Below are 22,390 nucleotides of genomic sequence, written 5' to 3' on the forward strand. Positions count from 1 at the left end.
CATGTTCGAACACATCGACGCGTACCCCGGCGATCCGATCCTGACGCTCAACGAGAACTTCCAGAAGGACCCGCGCGACCAGAAGGTCAACCTGAGCATCGGCATCTATTTCGATGCCGAAGGCCGGATTCCGGTGATGGAGGCCGTACGCGAGGCCGAGACCGCGCAGCAGCGCGAGATCGGTCCGAAGCCGTATCTGCCGATGGTCGGCATGGCGCCGTACCGCGACGCGGTGCAGGCGCTCGTGTTCGGCGCGGATCATCCGGCGCGCGCGGCGGGCCGCATCGCGACCGTGCAGACGCTCGGCGGCTCCGGCGCGCTGAAGGTCGGCGCCGATTTCCTGAAGCGCTACTTCCCGGATGCGCAGGTGTGGCTCAGCGATCCGAGCTGGGAAAACCACCGCTTCATCTTCGAACGCGCCGGCTTCACGGTGAACACGTACCCGTACTACGACGCGGCGACGGGCGGCCTGAAGTTCGACGCGATGCTCGCGGCGATCGACGCGCTGCCGGCGCGCAGCATCGTGCTGCTGCACGCGTGCTGCCACAACCCGACCGGCGTCGACCTCGACGAAGGCCAGTGGCAGAAGCTGATCGACGTGATCGAGGCGCGCGAGCTGCTGCCGTTCGTCGACATGGCTTACCAGGGCTTCGGCGCGGGCCTCGACGCGGACGCGTTCGCGGTGCGCGAGCTGGCCCGCCGCGGGCTGCCGGCGCTGGTTGCGAACTCGTTCTCGAAAAACTTCTCGCTGTACGGCGAGCGCGTCGGCGGCCTGAGCGTGGTCTGCGAGGACGCCGCCGCGGCCGATCGCGTGCTCGGCCAGCTCGCGGGCGCGGTGCGCTCGAACTACAGCAATCCGCAGATCCACGGCGCGAAGATCGTGGCGACGGTGCTCACCACGCCCGCGCTGCGCAAGCAGTGGGAGGAAGAGCTCGCCGCGATGTGTCGCCGCATCGCGCGGATGCGCCAGTCGATCCACGACGGCCTGCGCGAACATGTCAGCGGCGAGGCGCTCACGCGCTATGTGAAGCAGCGGGGGATGTTTACGTATACGGGCCTGACCGAGTCGCAGGTCGATGCGCTGCGTGAAGTGCACGGCGTGTATATCCTGCGGTCGGGGCGGATGTGCGTCGCGGGGCTGAATGATTCGAACGTCGGTATCGTTGCTGATGCGATTGGGAAGGTGTTGAAGAGCGGCGTTTGAGCCCGCACACAAGCGCAAGCACGAAACCGGCTGTTCCTTTGCGGGGCAGCCGGTTTTTTTCGGGGCCATCGAGGATTACCGGGGAACTCGGAGCAGACCGTCGGCGTTCGGCGCGTGAAGCGACGCTTGTCGGCGTACTGCGCCATTTGAACGACCGTCGCAGCTTGAGAACGGTCGTTAGTCATTGGCTCTGGCCGAAAGCCGGTGATCGAGCGCGCTGAAATCTCAGGTGCACGCGAGGTGACCAATCACGCTTATTCGCGTAGATTCGCGGTTTTTTTCAATGCAACGTTTATAACGAGCTTTCGATCATCGTACATGATCGAATGATTTTCACCGCGATTTAGCACGATTGTTGCGGAATCCACTGTTGCAAATTCGACGAAGGCAAAGCCTTTCGCAATGGATTTGGATCGTGGAACTCGGAGATCGACTATATCCCCAAACTCTGAGAAAATTTCGAAGAGTTTTTGATTGGTTGCATTAGGCGGGACATTGCCGACATGGAGTCGGCGCGATAGAGCTTCGCCTTGTTCGACCTCGGCATCGGATAAATCTAAATCACCCTGGGTCGAGTTTGAAGGCACTACGTCTACCTGCGTCGGCGGTAAACCGATGCGGTATCGAGGGTATTCGCGATAGGGTATTTTTTTGCTTCTTGCCCGTTTTTGCGCAACGGTGCGTTCTACTTCGTTTTGCAAAATACCGAACTTCATAAGTGAGTCGACCAGCTTCCGATAGTCCTCCGTGTCTACGATTCCGACGGCATCCCACACGTTAGCGGCCGAGAAAATCCTGCCTCCCTGTCCCAGCAGAACGATTGCTTTTTGCTTTCGATCAAGATCAAAAGCGTCGAATTGACTCAACCATAGCAAATCCTTAGGCGAATACATCGCCTTATTGGTCAAGGTTATGCTGAACCCTTCAGGCGCACTTGCGAGTTTTGGAGGGGCCAGTTCATTGCTGTGCATGAGATCATAAATGCGCCGCATGCCTTCCCCGAGTTCGCGCATATAGCCCAACTCGCGCAAGACGCGTGCGACGTAAGTGTTGCGAGACTGATGCACTCCTTTTTTGCCAACAATATCCTCCATCCTGATCGTGGTGAGTAGAGGGCCGGGATTGCGGATTTCCAAATTATTGTCAAAGATGTATATTTCGGTCCCGCGCCCCTCGTCTGCATAATCTCTATGGGCGATCGAATTGAGAACCGCTTCTCTGCATGCGAGCTCAGGATAAATTGCTCTTTGCTCGAAACGAGCGTGCTTATCGATTTTCGTTTGTACCAAATGCGGCCGCAACGCCTCCCAGGCGGAATCAACTAGGGTAAGGATGTTCCCATGTGTCGTTTGATCAGAGACGATGTTATATGCTTCCCCAGTCTTCACTTCGTCCCCGTCAACCTTCAATATTCTAACTTGAAGCCGTGGATGCCATTTTGTAGGGTTTTTGGCAAAAAGCAGCAATGCTGCCCGCCGATATCTAAGCTGGGACATTCCATATTCCGCCAGCTCTAGGTACTGCAAGCATTTTTCGGGGGACATGCCTTTGAGCACCTGATCAGCGACAACCCGAACCAACTCCAAGTCAAGGTCGTCGGCTGTAACTCCGTCGATGAATTGACGGTCGTACTCGCGAGATGCCTTCTCCTTCCGATCGAACTGAATCATTTCAGCAGCAACCGGCGCTGATTCAAGGTCGCGTCGTTGCAAACACCGGCCATCAGACGTCATATGAACGAATTCCGTGCTTTTCGGGACGGAAAAGTACAGGATCTCCTTCTCATCGATCTTGATTTTCTGGCGTTTGACGGACGGGAGTGGGGTATTTTTAAAAACTCTTTCAGTCGGCGCATTTTCCAGGATATTCAATTCGCCGGGGGAGAGGCCTAGCAGTCCCGTAACGTCGCCATTGTCCTCCACGCCGACGAGCAATTCACCACCATCGGCATTAGCGAAGGCCACTAACGTTTGCGCTATGTCTGTCGCAATTTCCTTCGCAGGGCGTTTCCGCTTTTCGCCGGGACGCCCCTCTAGCGCGCTTTTGAACTCTCTGAAGTGGCTTTCGCCGAGTTCAATGGCAGTCCTTGCCCGTTCGGCAGTCGCAATCGCACTCATCTCTTTTCCGTTTGTAGGGTTTCAACACGACTAACTAAGATGCAGCTCCCGCTTCGCTGTGAGTGCATAACAATACTCCTTTTCTGCGTCGCGAGAAGGGGTCCGTCCTAACCGGCTTCCAACCTAACGGATCGACTGACCAGCAATCACTGAGCGCGATATCTCCTTTCGTCAATATGGAACGGTGTCGTGGTGTCAGTTGTATTCTGCCTGTTGCCACCAGAATCCCTTGTGCCGACGAATGATTCCGGTCAAACAGCTGGGCGATCTGCTGAAGCGATTCGCCAGTCCGCCAGCGTTCCCACATTTGCGCTTTCTGGCTCTCGATGTAGTGGATCCGTCGTCGTTGCTTCATTTGTAACAACCCTCGCTGCTCATGCAACCTGTAGTGTGTTGCATCGACCGGTTGAATATGCACTTGGGAACTGCCGCTCAAGGGACACTGTGCGGACTGGCAGAAATGGGGCAGCAAACGACATACAGGAAATTCCATGAGGTACCGTTTTTTGTGCAGTGCCCGACCCCGCATCACACATCTGTCACCACCACGCACACGGCGTTACGATGTGCGCATCGAAACCATCGAACCGAAGGAGCAATGCACGCATGAGCATCCGGATCGTACAGCTGGGGTCGCCGCGCGCGGCCGGCGAGGGCCTGCGGATCGGCACGGTGCGGCGCCCGCCGCGCGGCGTGCCGAAGGCCGAGTTCGCGTCGCGCAACTATTACGACGTGTGGCTGCCGACGCTGTCGCCGACCCCCGAGCTCGTCGCGCAGGCGCAGGCCGCCGGGACCGACGCCGACTGGCGGGCCTTCGCCCGCAAGTTCCGCGCAGAAATGAATCACGGCGACGCGCCGAAAGTGCTGGACCTGCTCGCGGCGCTGTCGGCGACCACGCAGTTCTCGATCGGCTGCTACTGCGAGAACGAACACCGCTGTCACCGCAGCATCCTGCGCGAGCTGCTCGCCGAGCGCGGCGCGGCGATCGAGCCGGACGCATCCTGAGCGGCGCGGGCTGTCGCCGCCAGTCAGCCCGCCGCCACATCAGGCGCATCACGCGCCGCCCACGGCGGCAACTCGGCCCAGCCGAGCGGACCGTACACCGTGCCGCCCGCCGACTCGACCGTCTCGACGAACGTCTGCAGCGTCGCGCCGCCCATCACGCGCAGCGTGCGGCCGTCGAGGAAATTCTCGCTGCGCAGCCACGGCGCGGCGCCGCGGTTAATCTGCTCGACGCTGCACGCGCAGGCGTGCCGGCCCGCTTCGGGCGGCAACAGCAGCGGCGCGTCGAACGCGACCTTCAGCACCTGCGTGCGCGAATCGCTGTAGGGCGGCTTCGCCACTTCCTGATAAGGAACCGCAGCCCAGCTTTCGCCGCACTGCTCGTCGAGCGGCAGGCAGGTGAAATAGGCCCACGGCGCGCGCACGAAGCACAGCCGGTACAGGTCGCGGGCGCCGTCGAGATTCGCAATCAATGCCATCGTCGGGTCCCATGCAGTCCCGGCCCCGTCCGCCGGCGGCGCGCCGCGCGCGGGGCGTTCGCGCGGATCGGGCGATTGCGCCCGAGCGGGCCGGTCTGCTTCTACTGCCTTTGACCACGGCGCGGCCGCGGCGTTGAGCGGGGCCTCGGGGGACTCGCTTGACGTGGGTCAAGCGTGCGGCGGCGCGCGCCTCTATGCTCACGTCATGGACACGTCGGAGCAGTGACGGACAAGCCGATGCCGATGCAGATCGATTTCCCGCCGGATCCGCCGGAATACTGTGCACGGGACCTGGTCGTCGCGTTCACGGCGATCGTGGATGACAGCTGTGTGCAATGTGCGATCACAGCCGAAGCGCTCGAGGATCATTTCGGCGCGGCGTCGCTGCTCGAACGGGATCTGATTCGCGCGTTCGACACGCACCGCCCGGAGATCGAGGGCGTCGCGCGCCGGATGCTCGAGGAGATCGGCGGGCGGCCGGTGCTGCTGCACAGCGGTCATTTCCGTTTCGGCGGCTGACGCGGCGTGAAGGTCTCAGGAGGGGACATGACACTGTCGGGCAATATCCGCGAGGACGACTGGTCGGTCGAGGTCGAGACGCGGCCGGACGCCGGCGGCGGGTTCCGCTGCCGCGTGCAGGTCGAGCATGGCGTCGGCGCCGGCCGGTTTCACCATGCGTTCGAGCACAGCGAGTCGTATCCGACCGAGCGCGAAGCCGTGCTCGCGGGCCTGCGGGCCGGCATGACGTGGATCGAGCTGAAGCGGTCGCAGACATTCAACGTATAAAAGAAAGGGGAGCCGCACGCGGGGGCGTGCGGGCAACGCGCGACGGGGTCGCGCACGATGCCGGTCGGACTGCGGCCGGCGAAAACAAGCCACGCAGTCACTACAGATGAATCTTCGCCGTCTCGCGGCCACGCGGGCGGCGCATATCAGGCGATCGGCACGAGGGCGGCGCCGTCGGGAGAAACAACATGGGCGTGGGCATGCAGATCGCCTACTTCGGATTCGCCGGTTCGGCCGCGCTGGAAGCGGAAGCCGGCGAGCAACTGGTGCGCCTCGAACGGTTCCGCACGCTGATCAGCGGCTGCCATCTGGCGATCGAGTCGCGCACGTCTGGCTCCGGCCAGCGTGCGTACGACGTGCGGCTCGACCTGATCACCCGCAACAACGAGCTGAGGCCGATTCCGCATTGTGCCGGCGAGGATCCGCACGAAGCGGTACGCCGCGCGTTCGCGGCAGCCGAGAGGGCGCTGATGGCATGGCAGGTCGGGCAGGGGGCGGGCACGCCGGGCACGGCCGGGCAGGGTTCGCATGCGCTGCGTTGAGCACGAAGGGCAGCATGAAGGGCGGCGCAACGATTGCGCGCCGGTTCGTGCCGACCGGTGCATGCAGCGAGCCGCAGCCGGTGCGCCGGCTGCACGGCTTCCCGGCCGCTCAGACGCGCGCGAGCCTTTCCGCGTCGAGGATGCGCACGCGCTTGCCGTGCGTCTCGACGAGCGATTCGCGATGGAACCGGGAGAACATCCGGCTGACGGTCTCGAGCTTCATCCCGAGGTAGCAGCCGATTTCCTCGCGCGTCATCCGCAGGTTGAACTCGGAGGCCGAATAGCCGCGCGCCTGGAAGCGCGACGACAGGTTCAGCAGGAACTGCGCGACGCGCTGCTCGGCCGACATCGTGCCGAGCAGCAGCATCTGGCTCGATTCGCGGACGATTTCGCTGCTCAGCATCTGGTACAGGAAATGCTGCATCGGCTTCATTTCGCGGCAGGCCGCCTCGAGCTGGCCGAACGGGATGATGCACACGACGCTGTCCTCGAGCGCGATCGCGTCGCAGCAATGCTGGCCGCTGCTGATGCCGTCCATGCCGAAGGTCTCGCCGGCGATCTGGAAGCCCGTCACCTGTTCGCGTCCGTCGCGATGCACCATGACCGTCTTGAACGACCCCGCGCGCACCGCGTAGATGCTCTGGAACGGATCGTCCGTGCGGAACAGCGCGTCGCCCTGGCGGACATGGCGGGTCGTGCAGATGATCGAGTCGAGCCGGCCGTATTCGGCCGCGGTCAGGTGCGGCGGCAGGCACAGGGAACGCATTGCGCAGACCGAGCAGCGCGCGGCGGGGTGTTTCGGGGCGTCGGCACGGGCAATCGCGTGAAGCGGCGTCGCAAGCTGCCGCGCGACGGGCACGGCAGCCGCGCTAACGGATGCTGATGACATGATGCACTCCGGCACTTTCAGGTGCGGTGCGCGCGACGCGAGCGCACCAGGGATTCGATGACGTGGCATGCGGCGTCGAATTCGGCGGTCTTGTCGAAGAAGTAGTCCGCTCCGGCCGTCGCGCATGCCTCCCTGAACGCCGGCGCCGAATGGTTCGTCAGCACGATCGTGACGACGTTTGGCGCAGCCTTCGACAGCATGCCGATCAGGTCGAGGCCGCTGCCGTCCGCGAGCCGCAGGTCAACGATCACGACATCCGCCTGGCACCGGCGGATGTGTACCCACGCACCTTGGCCGTCCTCCGCTTCACCCACGACGTCGACACCCCGGATCGCGCCGACGAGGAGCGCAATCCTGCGCCGTACCGCGACGGCGTGATCGACGAGGAACACCCGGAGCGCGACGGATGACAGGCTGGCATTCATGAAAGCCAGTATCCGGTTGCGACGCCAAAAAGGAAATCGGCCGAATTGGAAGATTGCGTAGGCCGCTTCGCCGCGTTGTAGGGTTTTTCCTACATTCGGCACGGCGATGGGGCCGAAACGCGGTGGGGCCGGAACCCGTGCCGCGCCGCCCGGGTCAGCTGGCCCGCCGTGCGTCGAGCGCGTCGCGCGCCGCGCGGCAGGCGGCGAGATCCCACGCCGCGCAGCCGACGCTCTTGAACAGCAGCGGCCCGCCGCGCACGAACGCGCCGCCGAGCACGTCGGCGAGCGACGCGACGTTGCGCCAGTCCACCTGCGCGAGGATCAGGTCGCCCGCCTCGTGGCGCGCGCCGGCCAGGTCGTCGACGACGAGCCGGCTGTTGCGCACGGTGCCGGCGTCGATTTCCGCCGCGTCGGCGGTGAACGCGCCGACGCCGACCACCAGCCGGCCTTCGCGCGCGGCTTCGCGGTAGACCGGCGTGCGGCTCGTCGTCAGCGTGACGACGACGTCGACGGTGTCCGGAATGTCGTCGCCGTCGAGCGGCGCGAGCTGCGGCGCATGGGCGCGCTGGGCGTCGCAGAACGCGGCGGCGCTCGCGGCGCGGGTGCCGCGCACCAGCAGGCGTGCGTTCGGGAAGATCGCCGCGAGCGCTTCCGCGTGATTGGCCGCCTGCCGGCCGGTACCGATCAGCAGGATTTCGCGCGGCGCGGCGCCGTGCAGCGCCTGGATGCCGAGCGCGGTGATCGCGGCGGTCCGCCTTCCGGTGACCGTCGGGCCGTCGAGCACGAACCGCATTTCGCCTGTCGTCGCGTCACATGCGATGACCTGTCCGAGAATCGTCGGCAGCCCGCGCGCGGCGTTGCCGGGGCAGACGTTGACGAGCTTGTGGATCGCGATGTCGTTCGCGCTCGACGGCATCGACAGCATCACGCCGCCCGCCTGCAGCGGCACGACGAGACGCTCGGGGCTGACGATCCCGCCGGCCGCGTACTCGACGACGGTTTGCCGGAGGGCGGCGAGCAGCGCCGGATAGTCGAGCAGCGCAGCCGTCGCGGCGGCGCCGAAAACGGGAGTCTGGGAGAGTGCGGTCATCGTATGCGTCAGTTGAACGTGGACGGCGGGCGGACAGCGCGCCCGGTGCTGGGTTGCCGGATACCGCGAGACGGGCAGTCTGGATCGAATCTATACCAATTTATCGCGATATGACAAGCCAGAAAATAAAACGGCCGGGTGCTTTTGGTTCTAATATCTGTCCAGAAGCAGGCGCGGCGACGCGCCGCTCCGGTATAGTGCGAACCCGTCCACGACCCCGAACATCCGGCAGGAGCCCCACGATGTCGTCCGCGCGTCTCGAAATCCTCGAAAACGGCTTCCGGCCGCTGCAAATCTACGAGCAGGTCGCCGAAAAGATCCGCGACGAGATTCGCGCGGGGCACTACGCGCCCGACACCCGGCTGCCGTCGGAGCGCGAGCTCGCGGCGCTGTTCCAGGTCGGCCGCCCGGCCGTGCGCGAGGCGCTCGGCGCGCTGCAGAACGAAGGACTCGTGTTCACGAAGCGCAATTCGGGCACCTACGTCGTGTCGGCCCCGCTCGACGTGCTGGCGCGGCGCGGGGACCGGCGCGCCGCCGCCGAGGCCGATTTCAGCCCGACCTCGACCCTCGATGTGCGGCTGATCCTCGAGCCGGCGATCGCGCGCCTCGCGGCCGCGCATCGCAAGCCGGACCCGGTCGCCGAACGCTATCTCGCGCAGATGGAAACGATCACCGACGTCGACGATCCGCAGCAGCGCGCGCTGTGGAACGAGAGCGACCGGCTGTTCCATCGCCAGCTCGCGCTGATGACGGGCGACGCGCTGATCGTGAAGATCGCCGACGAAGTCGCGAAGACGATGGACCAGCCGCTGTGGAAGCGCCTGAAGGACGACGGGATCTACGACGCGGGCCGGATCCGGCTCTACGTGTCCGAGCACCGGCTGATCTACGAGGCGATCGTCGCCGGCGACGCCGACGCGGCCGCGTTCTACGTCGAACAGCACATCCTGCGCGTGCGGCGCGACATCACGCCGAAGTGAGCGGCGTACCGGCGTTCTGGTCTGATATTTGACCAAAAGGCTGGCGCAGTTTTTGAAGCTGCTTGAATAATGACCAGTTGTGTCCTACATTGGTTCGACTAAAACCAATCAGGAGACACACCATGCGTCAACTCGTCGTTGCGCTCGCCGTGGCTGCCGCCACCGGCGCGCTGGCTTCCGCGCACGCGCAGGAAGTCGTCATGCTCGGCCATTCGGCGCCGCTCACCGGCCCGCAGGCCGCGAACGGCAAGGACAACGAAAACGGCGTCCGCCTCGCGGTCGACGAACTCAACAAGCAGGGCCTGAAGGTCGGCGGCAAGACCGTCACGTTCAAGCTGGTGTCCGACGACGATCAGGCCGATCCGAAAGCCGGCGTGCAGGTCGCGCAGAATCTGGTCGACAAGGGCGTCGTCGCGGTGCTCGGGCCGTACAACTCGGGCGTCGCGATCCCGGCGTCGCGCGTGTACAGCACCGCGGGCGTGCCGATGCTGCCGGTCGCGTCGAACCCGGCGCTCACGAAACAGGGCTTCAAGAACATCTTCCGGATCGGCGCGAGCGACGAGCAGCTCGGCGGCACGATGGGCGCGTTCGCCGCGAAGACGCTCCACGCGAAGACCGCCGCGATCATCGACGACCGCACCGCCTACGGCCAGGGCGTCGCCGAGCAGTTCTCGAACGTCGCGAAGGCGAACGGGATCAAGATCGTCGACCAGGAATTCACGAACTCGTCCGCGACCGACTTCCTCGGCATCCTGACGAAGATCAAGTCGACCAACCCGGACGTGATTTTCTTCGGCGGCTACGCGGCGCAGGGCGCGCCGATGGCCAAGCAGATGAAGCAGCGCGGCCTGCGCGCGAAGCTGCTCGGCGGCGACGGGATCTGCTCGGCCGACATGGGCAAGGTGGCGGGCGAGGCGGCGTCGATCGTCTACTGCGCGCAAGGCGGCGTTGCGCTCGAGAAGACGCCCGCCGGGCGCGAGTTCCTGAAGAAGTACCACGACACGTTCCACACCGACCCGCAGGTGTACGGCGTCAACTACTACGACGGCGTGAAGCTGCTGGCCGACGCGATGGTCAAGGCCGGCTCGACGACCGACAAGGCGAAGCTCATCGCGCAGCTCGCGAAGTCGGACTACAAGGGTGTCGCCGGCACCTATTCGTTCGATGCGAACGGCGACCTGAAGGGCGCGCCGACGACCGTCTACGTGATCCGCAACGGCTTGCCGGTGCCGTACGGCGAATGATCGCCGCGCCACAAGCGGCTTGCGCGGCCGGCGTGCCCGCCGGCCACCGCCGCGTTCCCGATTCGATCCTGCTGAACCACTCATGAAAATTTCGCGATCCATTTCCACCGTCGAGGTCCACACCGGCGGCGAAGCGTTCCGCATCGTCACGAGCGGGCTGCCGCGCCTGCCCGGCGACACGATCGTCCAGCGCCGCGCGTGGCTCAAGGAGAACGCCGACGAGATCCGTCGCGCGCTGATGTTCGAGCCGCGCGGCCACGCCGACATGTACGGCGGCTACCTGACCGAGCCCGTGTCGCCGCACGCGGATTTCGGCGTAATCTTCCTGCACAACGAAGGCTACAGCGACCATTGCGGGCACGGCGTGATCGCGCTGTCGACCGCGGCGGTCGAGCTCGGCTGGGTGCAGCGCACGGTGCCGGAAACGCGGGTCGGCATCGACGCGCCGTGCGGTTTCATCGAGGCGTTCGTCAAGTGGGACGGCGAGCATGCGGGGCCGGTGCGCTTCGTCAATGTGCCGTCGTTCATCTGGAAGCGCGACGTGACGGTCGACACGCCGTCGTTCGGCGCGGTGACGGGCGACATCGCGTACGGCGGCGCGTTCTATTTCTATGTCGACGGCGCGCCGTTCGACCTGCCGGTGCGCGAGGCCGCGGTCGAGCGGCTGATCCGCTTCGGCGCGGAAGTGAAGGCCGCCGCGAACGCCGCGTATCCGGTCGTGCATCCCGAGATTCCGGAGATCAACCACATCTACGGGACGATCATCGCGGGCGCGCCGCGCCACCCGGGCTCGACGCAGGCGAACTGCTGCGTGTTCGCGGACCGCGAGGTCGACCGTTCGCCGACCGGCTCCGGCACCGGCGGCCGTGTCGCGCAGCTGTACCAGCGCGGACTGCTCGCGGCGGGCGACACGCTTGTCAACGAATCGATCGTCGGCACGATCTTCAGGGGCCGCGTGCTGCGCGAGACGACTGTCGGCGACCTCCCGGCGGTGATCCCCGAGGTGGAGGGCAGCGCGTACGTGTGCGGCTTCGCGAACTGGATCATCGACGAACGCGATCCGCAGGCGTACGGCTTCCTCGTGCGCTGAATGCGCGCCCGGCTGTCGAGCACGGGCCGAACCGGTTGCAGTACCAGGCTTGGCGCGCGGTTCCGATTGCCGGACGCGCGCCTTTTTTGCGCGCATCGCCGGCCCGGCGGCCAGCGCGCGCAGCCGCCCGCCTGACGGAGCGCCGCGCGAGTTTTGGTACGATGCTGCCTTTCCAGCAGATCCCACATCCGCGTGAATCGCCGAAACGTGTCGTCAGTGCGTGACTTCTGTGCCAAGTGGGCCGCGCGCGCCCAACCCGTCGCGGCGGCCGCCGCCGTTGTCACTGCGCCGCTCAAGCGCCTCCTCGCCGCCGCCTGGTTCCACCTGCGTCATCCGACGCGTCGCGGCGTCCTGCTCGCCGTCGCCGCCGTGCCGGCGCTGTTCGTGCTGTACGTGCTCGCGCTGATTCCGTTCACGCCGAGCATCGGCGACATCCGCAAGGCGCGCGTCGACCAGCCCGCGCAGGTGCTGTCCGCCGACGGCAAGCTGCTCGCCGAATTCAAGCCGTCGAACCGCGAATGGGTCGCGCTCAAGCAGATCTCGCCGCACATGATCGACGCGCTGATCGCAACCGAGGATCACCGCTTCTACGAACACCACGGGCTCGACTGGCGGCGCACCGCGGGGGCGGCGCTGCATACGTTCTCGGGCAGCCGCCAGGGCGGCTCGACGATCACGCAGCAGCTCGCGCGCAACCTGTACCCGGACGAGATCGGCCGCGCGCCGACGCTTACGCGCAAGCTGAAGGAGGCGATCACCGCATTCAAGATCGAGGCGGTCTACAGCAAGGACCAGATCCTCGAGACCTACCTGAACACGGTGCCGTTCCTCTACAACGCGTACGGCGTCGAGATGGCCGCGCGCACCTATTTCGACAAGTCGGCCGACGAGCTCGACGTGCTCGACAGCGCGACGCTCGTCGGGATGCTGAAGGGCAACAGCTACTACAACCCGGTGCTGAACCCCGAACGCGCGCTGCAGCGGCGCAATACCGTGCTCGGCCAGATGGTGAAGTACGGCAAGCTGACTCCGGCGACGTTCCAGCAGCTGCAGCGCCGAGCGCTGCGGATCGACTTCGAGCGCCAGAAGGAGCCGCCCGGGCCCGCGCCGCACTTTGCCCAGCAGTTGCGCAAGTGGCTGATCGCGTGGGCCGACCGCAACGACTACAACATCTACTCGGATGGCCTGATCGTGCGCACGACGATTGACGCCCGCCTGCAGGCGATGGCGACGCAGGCGCTGAAGCAGCAGGCGAACGCGCTGCAGGGCATCGCGAACGGCGCGTGGAGCGGGCGCGACGGCTGCGGGACCGACAACGAGGTGTTCCGCACGTTCATGCGCGAGGCGCCCGAATACAAGGCGATGCAGGATGCCGGCAAGAACGACGCCGCCGCGATGAAGGCGCTCGCAGCCGACCGCAACTTCATGCGCGCGCTCTGCAAGACCAAGACCGACGTGCAGGCGGGCTTTCTCGCGATCGATCCGCGCAACGGGCAGATCCGCGCGTGGGTCGGCAGCCGCGATTTCACGGCCGAGCCGTTCGACCACGTCGCGCAGGCGCGCCGCCAGCCGGGCTCGACGTTCAAGCCGTTCGTCTACGGCGCGGCGTTCGCGAGCGGGATGAAGCCGGACGACACGTTCGTCGACCAGCCGGTCGAGATCCCGCTGAAGGGCGGCGAGATTTGGCGGCCGAACGACGACGTGCCGCCTACCGGCAAGCCGATGACGCTGCGCGACGCGATCGCGCTGTCGCGCAACCGGATCACCGCGCAGGTGATGGAGAAGGTCGGGCCGGCGAAGGTCGCGCGACTGGCCTACTCGATGGGCGTGCGCGACAGCGCGCTCGAGCGCGTGCCTTCGCTCGCGCTCGGCACGAGCCCGGTGACGCTCAAGGAGATGGTGGCGTCGTATGCGACGATCGCGAACGGCGGGCTGTACGTCGAGCCGCAGATGGTGACGCGCATCGAGACCCGCCAGGGCGAGGTGCTCGCCGAGTATGCGCCGGCGCCGCCCGAGCGCGCGCTCGATGCCGAGATCGACAAGACGCTCGTCGACGTGATGCGCGACGTCGTCAATCGCGGCACCGGCGCGAGCATTCGCACGCGCTTCGGGATTCGCGGCGACGTCGCGGGCAAGACCGGCACGACGCAGGACAACACGGACGGCTGGTTCATCCTGATGCAGCCGGGCCTCGTCGCGGGCGCGTGGGTCGGCTTCGACGACGGGCGCGTGACGCTGCGCAGCGATTACTGGGGACAAGGCGCGCACAGCGCGCTGCCGATCGTCGGCGAAGTTTTCCAGCGTGCGCTGCGCGCGCGGCTGATCGACGGCAAGGCGAAGTTCGACACCGAGCCCGCGCCAGGTTGGCTCGAATCGCTGCAGGACCGGATGACGGGCCTGTTCGGCGGCTGGTTCAAGTCCGACACGAAGACGCCGCCGCCCGCACCGAAGGCGTCGCGTGCGCCGCGGCCGGCCGAGCCGGAGGCAAGCGAGGCGTCGGCGGCGTCGGCGCCGGAAGCCGCGTCCGGCGGCATCGTCGAGGAATGGGTGCCGGCGTCCGAGGTAGCCGCGTCGGCGGCGGCGCTGTCGGGCAGCGCCGCCAGTGCGCCGCAGGCGCCGTCGAACGGCGAGAGCGGCGGCAATGCGGGCAACGGCGCGGCGCCGTCGCCGGTCCCCGCGCCGGCCACGCCCGACACGCAAGCGCCCGCCGGGGCGAGCGGCGGGTAGTCATCCCCGGGTAATCCTCGGATTCAGGTTTCGCGCAGGCTGCCGTAATACGTGCCATCACGACAGCCTTGCGCGGCTCGTCCGCGCCCTCCCGATGCGCACTTCCTACCATTACGTCGCGCTCGAGCACGACGATTTCCTGGCCGGCGCGCCGCTCGGCTTCGACGTCTACGATCTCGGCGGCGCCGCGCTGCTGCCGGCCGGCACGACGCTGCACGACCCGGCGCAACCCGCTTTCCTGTTCGACCATTTCCAGCCCGCGAGAAGAGATGCGGCCGGCTCAGGCGCGGCCGGCCAAGGCACAGCGGCCGGTCCGGCGGAACCGCCGAAAGGCGACGCGCTGACGATCGCGCACATGGGCCTGTGGATGGGCGCGCCGATCGGCCTGCGGCGGCGGGTCGGCGCGACGCGTACGATGCTGCGCTGCCGGCTGATCGGCCAGCGGGCGTCGCAGTCGCTGCTCATCGAGCCTCAGCATGCGACGGCGCTCGAATTCAGGCCGGGCGACGGCGTCGAGGCGATCGCGATCGGGCGCGCCGCGGCGTACCGCTTCGCGGCGACCGTCGACATGGTGCAGCCCGGCCCGGCGCCGTTCATGGCCCTGTCGCCGCCCGGTTTCATCGAATGCCTGCGGGTGCGCGCCGAGCCGCGCGTGCCGGCGCGGCTCGCTGCCCGCTGCAACAGCGGGCAGGACGGCGTGGGCAGCTTCGGGATCGTTCGCGACATCAGCCTGAGCGGGCTGTCGGTGGCGGCGAGCCGGAGGATCGCCGCGGCAGGCGAGCCGCTGCGGATCCGGCTGCCTTGCGAAGTCGGCGGCAGCGTCGCGCTGCTGGTGCTGGACGGCACGGTGCGCCACACGCACGCCGACCCGGCTGCGCCGCAGCTCGTGCTGCATCACGTCGCGTATGGCGACGACATCGAGGCGGCCGATGTCGTGCGCCTCAAGGCGCTGCTGTTCGACCGGCTGATGGCGTCGACGGAATGGGGCGGCGCGAATTGAATGGCGTCGCGCCCCGCGCCCGTCATGCGCGAGGCATTCTTTATCGCTGGATGGATAATTGTCTGATTAATTGACCGGATGGGCGGCGATTGTCCGTTTTGCGTCAACAGTGAATTAGTGATTTAAGTATTTACCCTGATTGCGGGGACTCCTAGACTTCAACACATCCGCACCGAACCATGTGTCCGATGCGTTTGAAAAACAATCTCGGAGGTTCCAAATCATGAATTCGCTGATCAAGGCAGTTGCACTGGCCGTCATCGTGGCCGCCCCGGCCGTTTCGTTCGCCCAATCGAACCAGCAGCCGCTGACCCGCGCGCAAGTACGCACCGAACTGGTCGAGCTCGAGAAGGCCGGCTACAACCCGAACGACTGGATCAACTATCCGGAAAACATCCAGGCCGCGCAGGCGAAGGTCGCCGCCGCCCGCAACTCGGGCGCGCAGGCCGACACGGCGGGCTACGGCGCGAATGCCGCCGCAGCGTCGCAAGCTGGTCAGCGCGTGGTCGTGCCGGTGTCCGGCGACACGTCGTCGGTCTACCGCGGCCACTGAGCCGACGCGCCTGGCCGGATTGCCCGGACGATAAAAAGCCCGCACACGGTTCATCCGGGTGCGGGCTTTCTTACATGAAAGCGCCGATTCTTGCCCGCGCCGGCACCCGCAAGCGCCCGGCGCTCACTCCCGCGCGTCGGGCGGGCGCTGCGCCTGCGGCGCGGCTTTCCCATGCGCACGGCTGGCGAGCACGAGCGCGATGCCGCCGAGGATTGCCGCCGACGCGATCGCGAGCCGCCACGTCGGCCGTTCCGCGAGGAACAGCACCGCGCCGCACGCGGCGATCGGCGGCACCGACAACTGGACCGCGGCCGCGCGCATCGCGGTGAGGTGTTTCAGCGCCGCGTACCAGATCACGTAGCCGATGCCGGACGTCAACGCGCCCGACGCGACCGCGAGCAGCGCGCCGCGCGTCGTCGGATGAAAATGCCCGGCGAACGCCGCGCTCAGGATCAGCGCCATCGGCGCGGCGCGCAGGAAGTTGCCGGCGGTCGCCGCGAGCGGATCGGCAAGCCCGCGTCCGCGCAGCGAATAGACGCCCCACGCGACGCCCGCGGCCGACATCAGCACGACGCCGCCCGGTGTCGGCGCGGACACGCCGGGCGACACGAGGTACAGCAGCCCCGCGACCGCGGCGGCCATCCCGACCCAGCCGGGTGCGGAGAACCGTTCGCCGGCGTACAGTCCCGCGGCGAACATCGTCAGCTGGACCGCGCCGAACAGGATCAGCGCGCCGGTCGCCGCGCTGACGCTCAGGTACGCGAACGAGAAGCACGCGACGTACGCGAACAGCATCGCCGCGGCCAGCCAGTCCGCGCGCGGCGGCGGCCGGCTGGCGCCGGCGCGGACAATGATCGCGAGCATCAGCGCGCCCGACACGAGGCGCAGGCTGCCGAAGCTGGCCGCGTCGATCTGCGCGTCGCGCAGCGCGAGACGGCACAGCAGGGAATTCGATGCGAACGCGAGCATCGCGACGGCCGTCAGCAGCACGGTGCGCGCGGCCGGCCGCAGGCGCTGGACGGAACCGGACGTGACGAGCGGGCGCATCGCAGCCTCACAGAAGCCCGGCGGCGATCAGCACCGCGCCGCCGAGCAGCGCGAAGCCGAGCGGCGCGGTGACGCGGCGCCCCCACACGGCGTTCTTCTCGATCGCCATCACGGCCGCGAGCGCGAGCATCCAGCCGAGGCTGCCGGCGCCGACGACGAACATCAGCAGCATCAGCGCCCAGCAGCAGCCGACGCAGAACAGCCCGTGCCGCCCGCCCAGCGCGAACGCGTGGCGCTGCGGCGCGCGCCCGCGCCAGTGGCTGATCACGAAGCTGAGCGGCGTGCGGCAGCGCTCGAGGCAGCGCGTCTTCAGCGCGCTGAACTGGAACGCGCCGGCGAGCGCGAACACCGCCGCGCCGATCAGCCAGCCGCGCCACGCAAGCGCCGGCACGTGCGCGACGCCGGCCAGCAGCAGCGCTTGCAGCGCGTGCGCGAGCAGCCCGAATCCGCTCCACGCGGCGACGTAGCCGAGCCCCACGAGCGCAAGCAGGCGCGCGCGGTCCGGCCGGTCCGCGACGACGCGCGCAAAGGCGTTGAATAGCGACAGCGTCGTCGGCAGCATCATCGCGAGAATCATCAGCGTCCACGCCGCGGCGTCGAACGCGGCCGGCAGCCACACCGTGCCGCCCGGCAGCGCGCGGCACAGCGCGGCGGCCGGCCCGGACGCGGTCCAGCCGCCGTGATCGAGATAGCGCCCGTAAGGACTGCTCGTCCACGCCCACAACGCGGCCCACGCGAGCGCGACGAGGCTCGCGAGGACGAGCGGAAAGACGCGTCGATGCGCGCGCGCGGCCATCGCCGGTTCCCCCGCCGCCGCGCGACCGGCTCGTCGCGCGGCGCACGGCGCCGTTCAGGCGTCGAACAGGAACGTGCTCTGCAGCGCGTTGTGATTCGTCAGGTTGACGTCGATGCCGATCGCCGCATTCTTCGAGCGATAGACGGGCGCCTTGCCGACGAACACGGGCGCGCCGGGCACGGTCGAGAACACGGTGTCGGTCAGCGTCGTCTGCGCGCCGCTCGGGCCGAGGTACGGCTCGAGCTCCGCATAGTAGTCGGTGCCGATCGTCAGCGTGCCCTTCGCGCCGGCGACGTCGAACGTGATCGGCGCGCGCTCGACCGACACGACGGTGCCGATCAGCTTCGCCAGCTCGGCGATCGGTCCGCCGGCCTGGCCCGTATAGACCTTGAGCAGCGCCTGCTCCTGCGCGTCGGTCGCACTGTCGTTGATGAAGATCGCGGCGGTCCAGTTGCCCTGCAGGATGTTGCCGGGCACCCGGCAGACGGCGGCGATCGTGCAGCCGGCGACGTCGACGCCGTCGATGGCGCCTTTGTCCATGTGCCACGCGACGATCGTGTCGCAGCTGCCGAAGTCGGGATCCTCGCCGATCCAGCACGGACACAGTACGCGGCAGTTGCAGACCTCGAGCAGACGGCCTTCCAGGTGATAGCTCATTGTTTCCTCCATTGTGCGATGGCGACCGCGCAAAGGGCGGCGCACGGGCGACCGGCCGACGTGACGTCGTGCGCGTGTCGACGGTGCGAACGCGGATTGCGCTGAGGAATGCAGCGGTTGCGGGGAGCAGGATGGATGCGCTAGCGGGATCGAAACGTGGTTTCGATTTTCCAGTGTAGGCGGGCAAGGGGCAGATGCAAGCACGGCCCATGCGGCGGCTGGCTGACAAGCGCGCGGGCGTGCGCTAGCATCGCGGTCGATGTCGCCGCGCCGAGGCGGCCGCCGCGCGTCGATACGCGCCGGCCCGGCGCGCGGCGCCGTGCTCCGAGGCGCGGCAGGGCGGCCGGCCCGGCATCGTGTTCCACGACATCAACGAATAGAAGGAGCGTCCATGCGTGTCTTGACCGGTTTGCTGTTGCTGCTGGCGGTGGCGGCGAATGCCCATGCGCAGTCGAACTGCGCGAATGCCGCCGACCAGGCGTCGATGAGCGCGTGCGCCGATCGCGCGTACCGCAAATCCGATGCGGAGTTGAACCGGGCCTACGAGGCCGTCACCGCGCGGGTGCGGGACAACCGGCCGCTGGCGGAGAAGCTCGTCTCCGCGCAGCGCGCATGGGTCGCTTACCGCGACGCCGAATGCGGGTTCTCGAGCGCGGGCGCGGAAGGCGGCAGCGCCCATCCGATGGTGGTGTCGATGTGCCTCGACGATCTGACGAAAGCGCGCACCGAGAGCCTGCAGGGCTATCTGTCGTGCGAAGAGGGCGATCTCGCCTGCCCGGTGCCGGCGAAGTAACAGCAAAGCGACGGCGACGGGACGCGCGCCGCCGGCGCGCGTCCGCCCGACGTCGCCGTTACACGTCGTCCGTCTCGTCGAGCAGCTTGTGCCGCATCGCATAGCGCACCAGCGCGGCCTCATGCGGCATCTGCATCTTTTCGAGAATCCGCGTCTTGTACGTGCTGACCGTCTTCGCGCTCACGCATAGCGCCTGCGCGATCTCGGTCAGCGTCTGCCCGGCGGCGATCCGCCGGAACACGTCGAACTCGCGGTCCGACAGCCGCTGGTGCGGTAGCGTTTCCGCCGGCTCGTTCAGGCTTTGCGCGAACTGCTCGGCCATCGCGAGGCTCACGTAGACGCCGCCCGACGCGACCTTCGTCACCGCGCCGACCAGCTCGGCGCTCGCGCTTTCCTTCGTCAGATAGCCGGACGCGCCCGCGCGGAACGCGCGCACCGCGTACTGCTGCTCCGCGTGCATCGTCAGCACGAGCACGCGCAGCGCGGGCTTCTCGTCCTTGATCTGCTTGATGAGTTCGACGCCGTTGCGCCCGGGCATCGACAGGTCGAGCACCAGCACCTGAGCGGGGGTCGAGCGCACCAGCGCGATCGTCGTCGGGCCGTCCCAGGCCTCGCCCGCGACCTCGAAGCCGCTGGCGTTCTGCAGAATGTGCCGCAACCCGTCGCGCACGAGCGTATGGTCGTCGGCGATGAGCACAGTGATCATGTGATTGAAGTTTCCTGTTGAATCGTGGTCAGCGGCAATGCGACGGTGATCGAGAAGCCTCGCGAGGGCGCGGTGTCGATCGTCACGGTGCCGCCGAGCATGTGTGCGCGCTCGCGGATGCCGATCAGGCCGAACGACTTGTCTTCGTGCGTCGACCCGCCGGGCGCCGCGCCGCGGCCGTTGTCGGCGATGCGCAGTACGCAGAAGCCGCTTTCGACGTCGAGCGTCAGCGTCACCCGCGTCGCGTCCGCGTGGCGGGCGACGTTGGTCAGCGCTTCCTGGACGATGCGGAACAGCGTGGTTGCGCCGGTGCTGGTGAAGGCGAGGCCGGCGGGCTCGATGTGCCGCTCGACGTCGATCCCGTAGCGGTTCGTGAAATCGTTCGCGAGCCATTCGATCGCCGGCACGAGGCCGAGATCGTCGAGCATCACCGGCCGCAGGTCGGCCGCGATGCGCCGCACGGACGCGACCGTCGCGTCGATCAGCCGCCGCATGCCCTGCAGGTGGGCGAGCACGTCCTCGCCGGCCCGCCCGTCGTCGGGCGCGCGCAGCGTGTGCTCGACGACCGACAGGTCCATCTTCAGCGCGGTGAGCTGCTGGCCGAGATCGTCGTGCAGCTCGCGCGCGATGCGCGTCTTCTCTTCCTCGCGGACGTTCTGCAGGTTCGCCGACAGCTCGCGCAGCTCCTCGCGCGACTGCTTCAGCGCGTTCTCGGCGCGCACGCGCTGGGTGATGTCGCGCAGCATCACCGTGTAGAGCTTGCCGGACGCGTCGCGGATCTGCGAGATCGACGCTTCGATCGGGAATTCCTCGCCGTTGCCGCGCAGCCCGAACAGCACGCGCTGGCGTCCCATCTGCCGCTCGGACACGCCCGTCACGCCGAACTGGTCGACATGCTTCGAGTGCGCCGCGCGGAACCGCTCCGGGATGAAGCGCGACAGCGGCGCGCCGATCGCCTCCATCGCGGACACGCCAAACACCTGTTCGGCCATCGGGTTGAAGATCACGACCGTCTGCTTCTCGTCGATCGTGATGATCGCCTCCATCGACGAGCGGATGATGCCCATCATCCGCGCTTCGTTCAGGATGCCGCTGCTGCGGGCGCCGAGCTCCGCTGCCGACCCCGGCCGGCCGCGCAGCAGCGCATGCACGAGCGCCGCGAACACGACCGACGCGATGAGGCCGGCCGCGAGCACCGTGCCCGCCGTGCGCTGCGCGCCGGTCGCGCTCGGCCGGCCGTCCGCCGAGTAGGCGAGCGTCAGCGTGCTGCCGCCGAAGTTCAGCACCTCGGTCCGGCGCATCAGGTCGGGCGAGAGCGACGCCTCGTCGGTGGTGGTCTCGGCGCTGAAGATCGGCCGCGGGTCGCCGTCGATGCTGATCCGCAGGTCGATCCCGCGCTCCGAGTCGAGCGCGCGCTCGACGAGCCGCCGCGGGCTGAGCGCCGCGAACAGCACGCCGTCGATGCCGCCTTCCCGCGCGGCCGGGTGCTGCGAGTCGGCAACGGGCAGGAACAGCGTGACGGTGCGGGCGGCATCGTCGTCGGCCGCCCGGATGCCGAGCGCGGCGTTGCCGGTCTGCACGGCGCGCCGCAGCGAATCGGCGTCGGCTGCGCCGAAGCGCGCGAGCGGCGCCGGCGATGCGGGCGCGCTGAGCGCGGCGACAGCGACCGGCCCGGCGGCCGAAGGCGCGGCGTCGCCGGCGAGCTCGCCGCGCACGTCGGGCGGCAGCGGCGCATAGCCGAGCTGGCGGATCGGCGAACGGCTGTTGTCGATGGCGAGCGCGTCGACATACTGGCGCCACTGCACGGGCGTCATCTGCGGCACGAGGCCGAGCGCGCCGCGCGCGCCTTCGAGCACGGCGACGCCGTCCTGCAGCTCGTGGAGCAGCATCGCCGTCACGTGCGCGACACGGCGCTCGAAACGGGCATGGACGGTGTCTTGCCACTGCTCGCGCACCAGCAGCGCGACGCCCAGCGACAGCGTTGCGCCGGCGCAGAGCGCGACGATGCCGGCCGCGAACGGCTGGCGTAACATGTTTTGAAAGCGCGTGCGCACCGGGGCGTCGCGCGTCGGGGTTCCGCTGGCGGTCATCTACGGGCCACTCTGTCCGAGGTCGCCCTGGCACCGGGGCGACAAAGGAAAAATCGGGCGCGGTTGGCGTCCGATGCTTGGCGGTATCTGTTATCGAGACGAAATTGTGCGCGTTTTATGACTTTTTTGTAATGGGGGCAGCGGAAATTCAGACAAAAGATCGGGGGGGCGGG

General features: G+C 67.4%; 22 protein-coding genes and 1 pseudogene. 12 read left to right on the plus strand and 11 right to left on the minus strand.

Annotation, left to right across the window (positions count from 1 at the left end):
• Window position 1 precedes the first annotated feature (1 nt).
• Window positions 2-1,204: an amino acid aminotransferase gene (locus tag B7P44_RS25030; protein ID WP_084908636.1), complete on the plus strand. Its 1,203-nt coding sequence runs from the start codon at window positions 2-4 to the stop codon at window positions 1,202-1,204.
• A 254-nt stretch (window positions 1,205-1,458) separates the two neighbouring features.
• Here B7P44_RS25030 and B7P44_RS25035 read toward each other — a convergent pair whose 3' ends face one another.
• Window positions 1,459-3,321 (minus strand): ATP-binding protein, encoded by a 1,863-nt coding sequence (locus tag B7P44_RS25035; RefSeq protein WP_084908637.1) that lies wholly within the window; start codon window positions 3,319-3,321, stop codon window positions 1,459-1,461.
• Window positions 3,322-3,447: 126 nt separating this feature from the next.
• A pseudogene (locus B7P44_RS37605) lies at window positions 3,448-3,676 on the minus strand (IS30 family transposase); the annotation flags it as partial.
• 251 nt (window positions 3,677-3,927) lie between these two features.
• On the opposite strand from B7P44_RS37605, the gene B7P44_RS25045 reads away from it, so the two are divergent.
• Window positions 3,928-4,326, plus strand: a complete 399-nt coding sequence (locus B7P44_RS25045) for a DUF488 domain-containing protein (RefSeq protein ID WP_084908638.1) — start codon at window positions 3,928-3,930, stop codon at window positions 4,324-4,326.
• Window positions 4,327-4,349: 23 nt separating this feature from the next.
• On the opposite strand, the gene B7P44_RS25050 is transcribed toward B7P44_RS25045, so the two are convergent.
• Entirely contained in the window at window positions 4,350-4,802 is a 453-nt protein-coding gene (locus B7P44_RS25050; RefSeq protein ID WP_084908639.1) for a hypothetical protein, read from the minus strand.
• 243 nt (window positions 4,803-5,045) lie between these two features.
• Here B7P44_RS25050 and B7P44_RS25055 point away from each other — a divergent pair, with 243 nt between their 5' ends.
• The 3 genes from B7P44_RS25055 (at window position 5,046) to B7P44_RS25065 (ending at window position 6,130) form a co-directional block, all read left to right on the plus strand.
• Window positions 5,046-5,321, plus strand: a complete 276-nt coding sequence (locus tag B7P44_RS25055; protein WP_084910014.1) for a DUF1488 family protein — start codon at window positions 5,046-5,048, stop codon at window positions 5,319-5,321.
• A gap of 27 nt (window positions 5,322-5,348) precedes the next feature.
• The gene (locus tag B7P44_RS25060) at window positions 5,349-5,588 is read left to right on the plus strand and encodes a hypothetical protein (protein ID WP_010100423.1); all 240 of its coding nucleotides are present in this window, start codon (window positions 5,349-5,351) and stop codon (window positions 5,586-5,588) included.
• Window positions 5,589-5,776: 188 nt separating this feature from the next.
• Window positions 5,777-6,130 (plus strand): metal ABC transporter ATPase, encoded by a 354-nt coding sequence (locus B7P44_RS25065; protein WP_084908640.1) that lies wholly within the window; start codon window positions 5,777-5,779, stop codon window positions 6,128-6,130.
• 109 nt (window positions 6,131-6,239) lie between these two features.
• On the opposite strand, the gene B7P44_RS25070 is transcribed toward B7P44_RS25065, so the two are convergent.
• The 3 genes from B7P44_RS25070 to lhpI all read right to left on the minus strand — a co-directional run bounded on the left by B7P44_RS25070 (window position 6,240) and on the right by lhpI (window position 8,534).
• Window positions 6,240-7,019 carry a helix-turn-helix domain-containing protein gene (locus B7P44_RS25070; protein ID WP_084910015.1) on the minus strand — a complete coding sequence of 260 codons (780 nt, stop codon included), beginning with the start codon at window positions 7,017-7,019 and terminating at the stop codon, window positions 6,240-6,242.
• A gap of 17 nt (window positions 7,020-7,036) precedes the next feature.
• Window positions 7,037-7,444, minus strand: coding sequence for a response regulator transcription factor (locus B7P44_RS25075; RefSeq protein WP_084908641.1), 408 nt, complete (start codon window positions 7,442-7,444; stop codon window positions 7,037-7,039).
• Window positions 7,445-7,598: 154 nt separating this feature from the next.
• Window positions 7,599-8,534: a bifunctional Delta(1)-pyrroline-2-carboxylate/Delta(1)-piperideine-2-carboxylate reductase gene (lhpI, locus tag B7P44_RS25080; protein ID WP_084908642.1), complete on the minus strand. Its 936-nt coding sequence runs from the start codon at window positions 8,532-8,534 to the stop codon at window positions 7,599-7,601.
• A 242-nt stretch (window positions 8,535-8,776) separates the two neighbouring features.
• Here lhpI and B7P44_RS25085 point away from each other — a divergent pair, with 242 nt between their 5' ends.
• The 6 genes from B7P44_RS25085 to B7P44_RS25110 all read left to right on the plus strand — a co-directional run bounded on the left by B7P44_RS25085 (window position 8,777) and on the right by B7P44_RS25110 (window position 16,128).
• The gene (locus tag B7P44_RS25085) at window positions 8,777-9,514 is read left to right on the plus strand and encodes a FadR/GntR family transcriptional regulator (RefSeq protein ID WP_084908643.1); all 738 of its coding nucleotides are present in this window, start codon (window positions 8,777-8,779) and stop codon (window positions 9,512-9,514) included.
• Window positions 9,515-9,636: 122 nt separating this feature from the next.
• Complete coding sequence (locus tag B7P44_RS25090) at window positions 9,637-10,758, plus strand: branched-chain amino acid ABC transporter substrate-binding protein (protein ID WP_084908644.1); 1,122 nt, start codon at window positions 9,637-9,639, stop codon at window positions 10,756-10,758.
• Window positions 10,759-10,840: 82 nt separating this feature from the next.
• On the plus strand, window positions 10,841-11,848 hold the full coding sequence (gene lhpH, locus B7P44_RS25095) for a trans-3-hydroxy-L-proline dehydratase (RefSeq protein ID WP_084908645.1): 1,008 nt from the start codon (window positions 10,841-10,843) through the stop codon (window positions 11,846-11,848).
• Between the two features lie 207 nt (window positions 11,849-12,055).
• A complete protein-coding gene (locus B7P44_RS25100) occupies window positions 12,056-14,575 on the plus strand; it encodes a penicillin-binding protein 1A (RefSeq protein ID WP_084910016.1) in 2,520 nt (839 codons plus the stop codon).
• 94 nt (window positions 14,576-14,669) lie between these two features.
• Entirely contained in the window at window positions 14,670-15,575 is a 906-nt protein-coding gene (locus B7P44_RS25105; protein ID WP_084908646.1) for a PilZ domain-containing protein, read from the plus strand.
• A 223-nt stretch (window positions 15,576-15,798) separates the two neighbouring features.
• Window positions 15,799-16,128, plus strand: coding sequence for a DUF4148 domain-containing protein (locus B7P44_RS25110; RefSeq protein WP_084908647.1), 330 nt, complete (start codon window positions 15,799-15,801; stop codon window positions 16,126-16,128).
• A gap of 123 nt (window positions 16,129-16,251) precedes the next feature.
• Here the strand turns inward: B7P44_RS25110 and B7P44_RS25115 are convergent, their stop codons facing one another.
• From B7P44_RS25115 to B7P44_RS25125, 3 genes are read right to left on the minus strand one after another with little or no spacing between them, the layout of a single operon-like run.
• Complete coding sequence (locus tag B7P44_RS25115; RefSeq protein WP_084908648.1) at window positions 16,252-17,175, minus strand: DMT family transporter; 924 nt, start codon at window positions 17,173-17,175, stop codon at window positions 16,252-16,254.
• 7 nt (window positions 17,176-17,182) lie between these two features.
• On the minus strand, window positions 17,183-17,971 hold the full coding sequence (locus tag B7P44_RS25120) for a DUF2182 domain-containing protein (RefSeq protein WP_084908649.1): 789 nt from the start codon (window positions 17,969-17,971) through the stop codon (window positions 17,183-17,185).
• Window positions 17,972-18,025: 54 nt separating this feature from the next.
• The gene (locus B7P44_RS25125; protein WP_084908650.1) at window positions 18,026-18,628 is read right to left on the minus strand and encodes a DUF1326 domain-containing protein; all 603 of its coding nucleotides are present in this window, start codon (window positions 18,626-18,628) and stop codon (window positions 18,026-18,028) included.
• Window positions 18,629-19,019: 391 nt separating this feature from the next.
• Here B7P44_RS25125 and B7P44_RS25130 point away from each other — a divergent pair, with 391 nt between their 5' ends.
• The gene (locus B7P44_RS25130) at window positions 19,020-19,421 is read left to right on the plus strand and encodes a lysozyme inhibitor LprI family protein (protein ID WP_084908651.1); all 402 of its coding nucleotides are present in this window, start codon (window positions 19,020-19,022) and stop codon (window positions 19,419-19,421) included.
• A 58-nt stretch (window positions 19,422-19,479) separates the two neighbouring features.
• On the opposite strand, the gene B7P44_RS25135 is transcribed toward B7P44_RS25130, so the two are convergent.
• The gene (locus B7P44_RS25135; RefSeq protein WP_010089481.1) at window positions 19,480-20,127 is read right to left on the minus strand and encodes a response regulator; all 648 of its coding nucleotides are present in this window, start codon (window positions 20,125-20,127) and stop codon (window positions 19,480-19,482) included.
• Window positions 20,124-22,217 (minus strand): PAS domain-containing sensor histidine kinase, encoded by a 2,094-nt coding sequence (locus B7P44_RS25140; protein ID WP_084908652.1) that lies wholly within the window; start codon window positions 22,215-22,217, stop codon window positions 20,124-20,126. The genes B7P44_RS25135 and B7P44_RS25140 overlap by 4 nt, the downstream gene beginning before the upstream one ends.
• Between the last annotated feature and the right edge of the window lie 173 nt (window positions 22,218-22,390).

The organism is Burkholderia ubonensis subsp. mesacidophila, assembly GCF_002097715.1.
GTDB classification, from domain to species: Bacteria; Pseudomonadota; Gammaproteobacteria; order Burkholderiales; family Burkholderiaceae; genus Burkholderia; species Burkholderia mesacidophila.

Excerpts from the sequence above, each read along its gene's own strand:
- B7P44_RS25070 (WP_084910015.1), bottom strand. The coding sequence starts at position 7,019 with ATGTCATCAGCATCCGTTAGCGCGGCTGCCGTGCCCGTCGCGCGGCAG.
- B7P44_RS25140 (WP_084908652.1), bottom strand. The coding sequence starts at position 22,217 with ATGACCGCCAGCGGAACCCCGACGCGCGACGCCCCGGTGCGCACGCGC.
- lhpH (WP_084908645.1), top strand. The coding sequence starts at position 10,841 with ATGAAAATTTCGCGATCCATTTCCACCGTCGAGGTCCACACCGGCGGC.
- B7P44_RS25115 (WP_084908648.1), bottom strand. The coding sequence starts at position 17,175 with ATGCGCCCGCTCGTCACGTCCGGTTCCGTCCAGCGCCTGCGGCCGGCC.
- B7P44_RS25090 (WP_084908644.1), top strand. The coding sequence starts at position 9,637 with ATGCGTCAACTCGTCGTTGCGCTCGCCGTGGCTGCCGCCACCGGCGCG.
- B7P44_RS25065 (WP_084908640.1), top strand. The coding sequence starts at position 5,777 with ATGGGCGTGGGCATGCAGATCGCCTACTTCGGATTCGCCGGTTCGGCC.
- B7P44_RS25060 (WP_010100423.1), top strand. The coding sequence starts at position 5,349 with ATGACACTGTCGGGCAATATCCGCGAGGACGACTGGTCGGTCGAGGTC.
- B7P44_RS25075 (WP_084908641.1), bottom strand. The coding sequence starts at position 7,444 with ATGAATGCCAGCCTGTCATCCGTCGCGCTCCGGGTGTTCCTCGTCGAT.
- B7P44_RS25120 (WP_084908649.1), bottom strand. The coding sequence starts at position 17,971 with ATGGCCGCGCGCGCGCATCGACGCGTCTTTCCGCTCGTCCTCGCGAGC.
- B7P44_RS25045 (WP_084908638.1), top strand. The coding sequence starts at position 3,928 with ATGAGCATCCGGATCGTACAGCTGGGGTCGCCGCGCGCGGCCGGCGAG.
- B7P44_RS25085 (WP_084908643.1), top strand. The coding sequence starts at position 8,777 with ATGTCGTCCGCGCGTCTCGAAATCCTCGAAAACGGCTTCCGGCCGCTG.
- B7P44_RS25055 (WP_084910014.1), top strand. The coding sequence starts at position 5,046 with ATGCAGATCGATTTCCCGCCGGATCCGCCGGAATACTGTGCACGGGAC.
- B7P44_RS25110 (WP_084908647.1), top strand. The coding sequence starts at position 15,799 with ATGAATTCGCTGATCAAGGCAGTTGCACTGGCCGTCATCGTGGCCGCC.
- lhpI (WP_084908642.1), bottom strand. The coding sequence starts at position 8,534 with ATGACCGCACTCTCCCAGACTCCCGTTTTCGGCGCCGCCGCGACGGCT.
- B7P44_RS25130 (WP_084908651.1), top strand. The coding sequence starts at position 19,020 with ATGCGTGTCTTGACCGGTTTGCTGTTGCTGCTGGCGGTGGCGGCGAAT.
- B7P44_RS25050 (WP_084908639.1), bottom strand. The coding sequence starts at position 4,802 with ATGGCATTGATTGCGAATCTCGACGGCGCCCGCGACCTGTACCGGCTG.
- B7P44_RS25125 (WP_084908650.1), bottom strand. The coding sequence starts at position 18,628 with ATGAGCTATCACCTGGAAGGCCGTCTGCTCGAGGTCTGCAACTGCCGC.
- B7P44_RS25105 (WP_084908646.1), top strand. The coding sequence starts at position 14,670 with ATGCGCACTTCCTACCATTACGTCGCGCTCGAGCACGACGATTTCCTG.
- B7P44_RS25035 (WP_084908637.1), bottom strand. The coding sequence starts at position 3,321 with ATGAGTGCGATTGCGACTGCCGAACGGGCAAGGACTGCCATTGAACTC.
- B7P44_RS25030 (WP_084908636.1), top strand. The coding sequence starts at position 2 with ATGTTCGAACACATCGACGCGTACCCCGGCGATCCGATCCTGACGCTC.
- B7P44_RS25135 (WP_010089481.1), bottom strand. The coding sequence starts at position 20,127 with ATGATCACTGTGCTCATCGCCGACGACCATACGCTCGTGCGCGACGGG.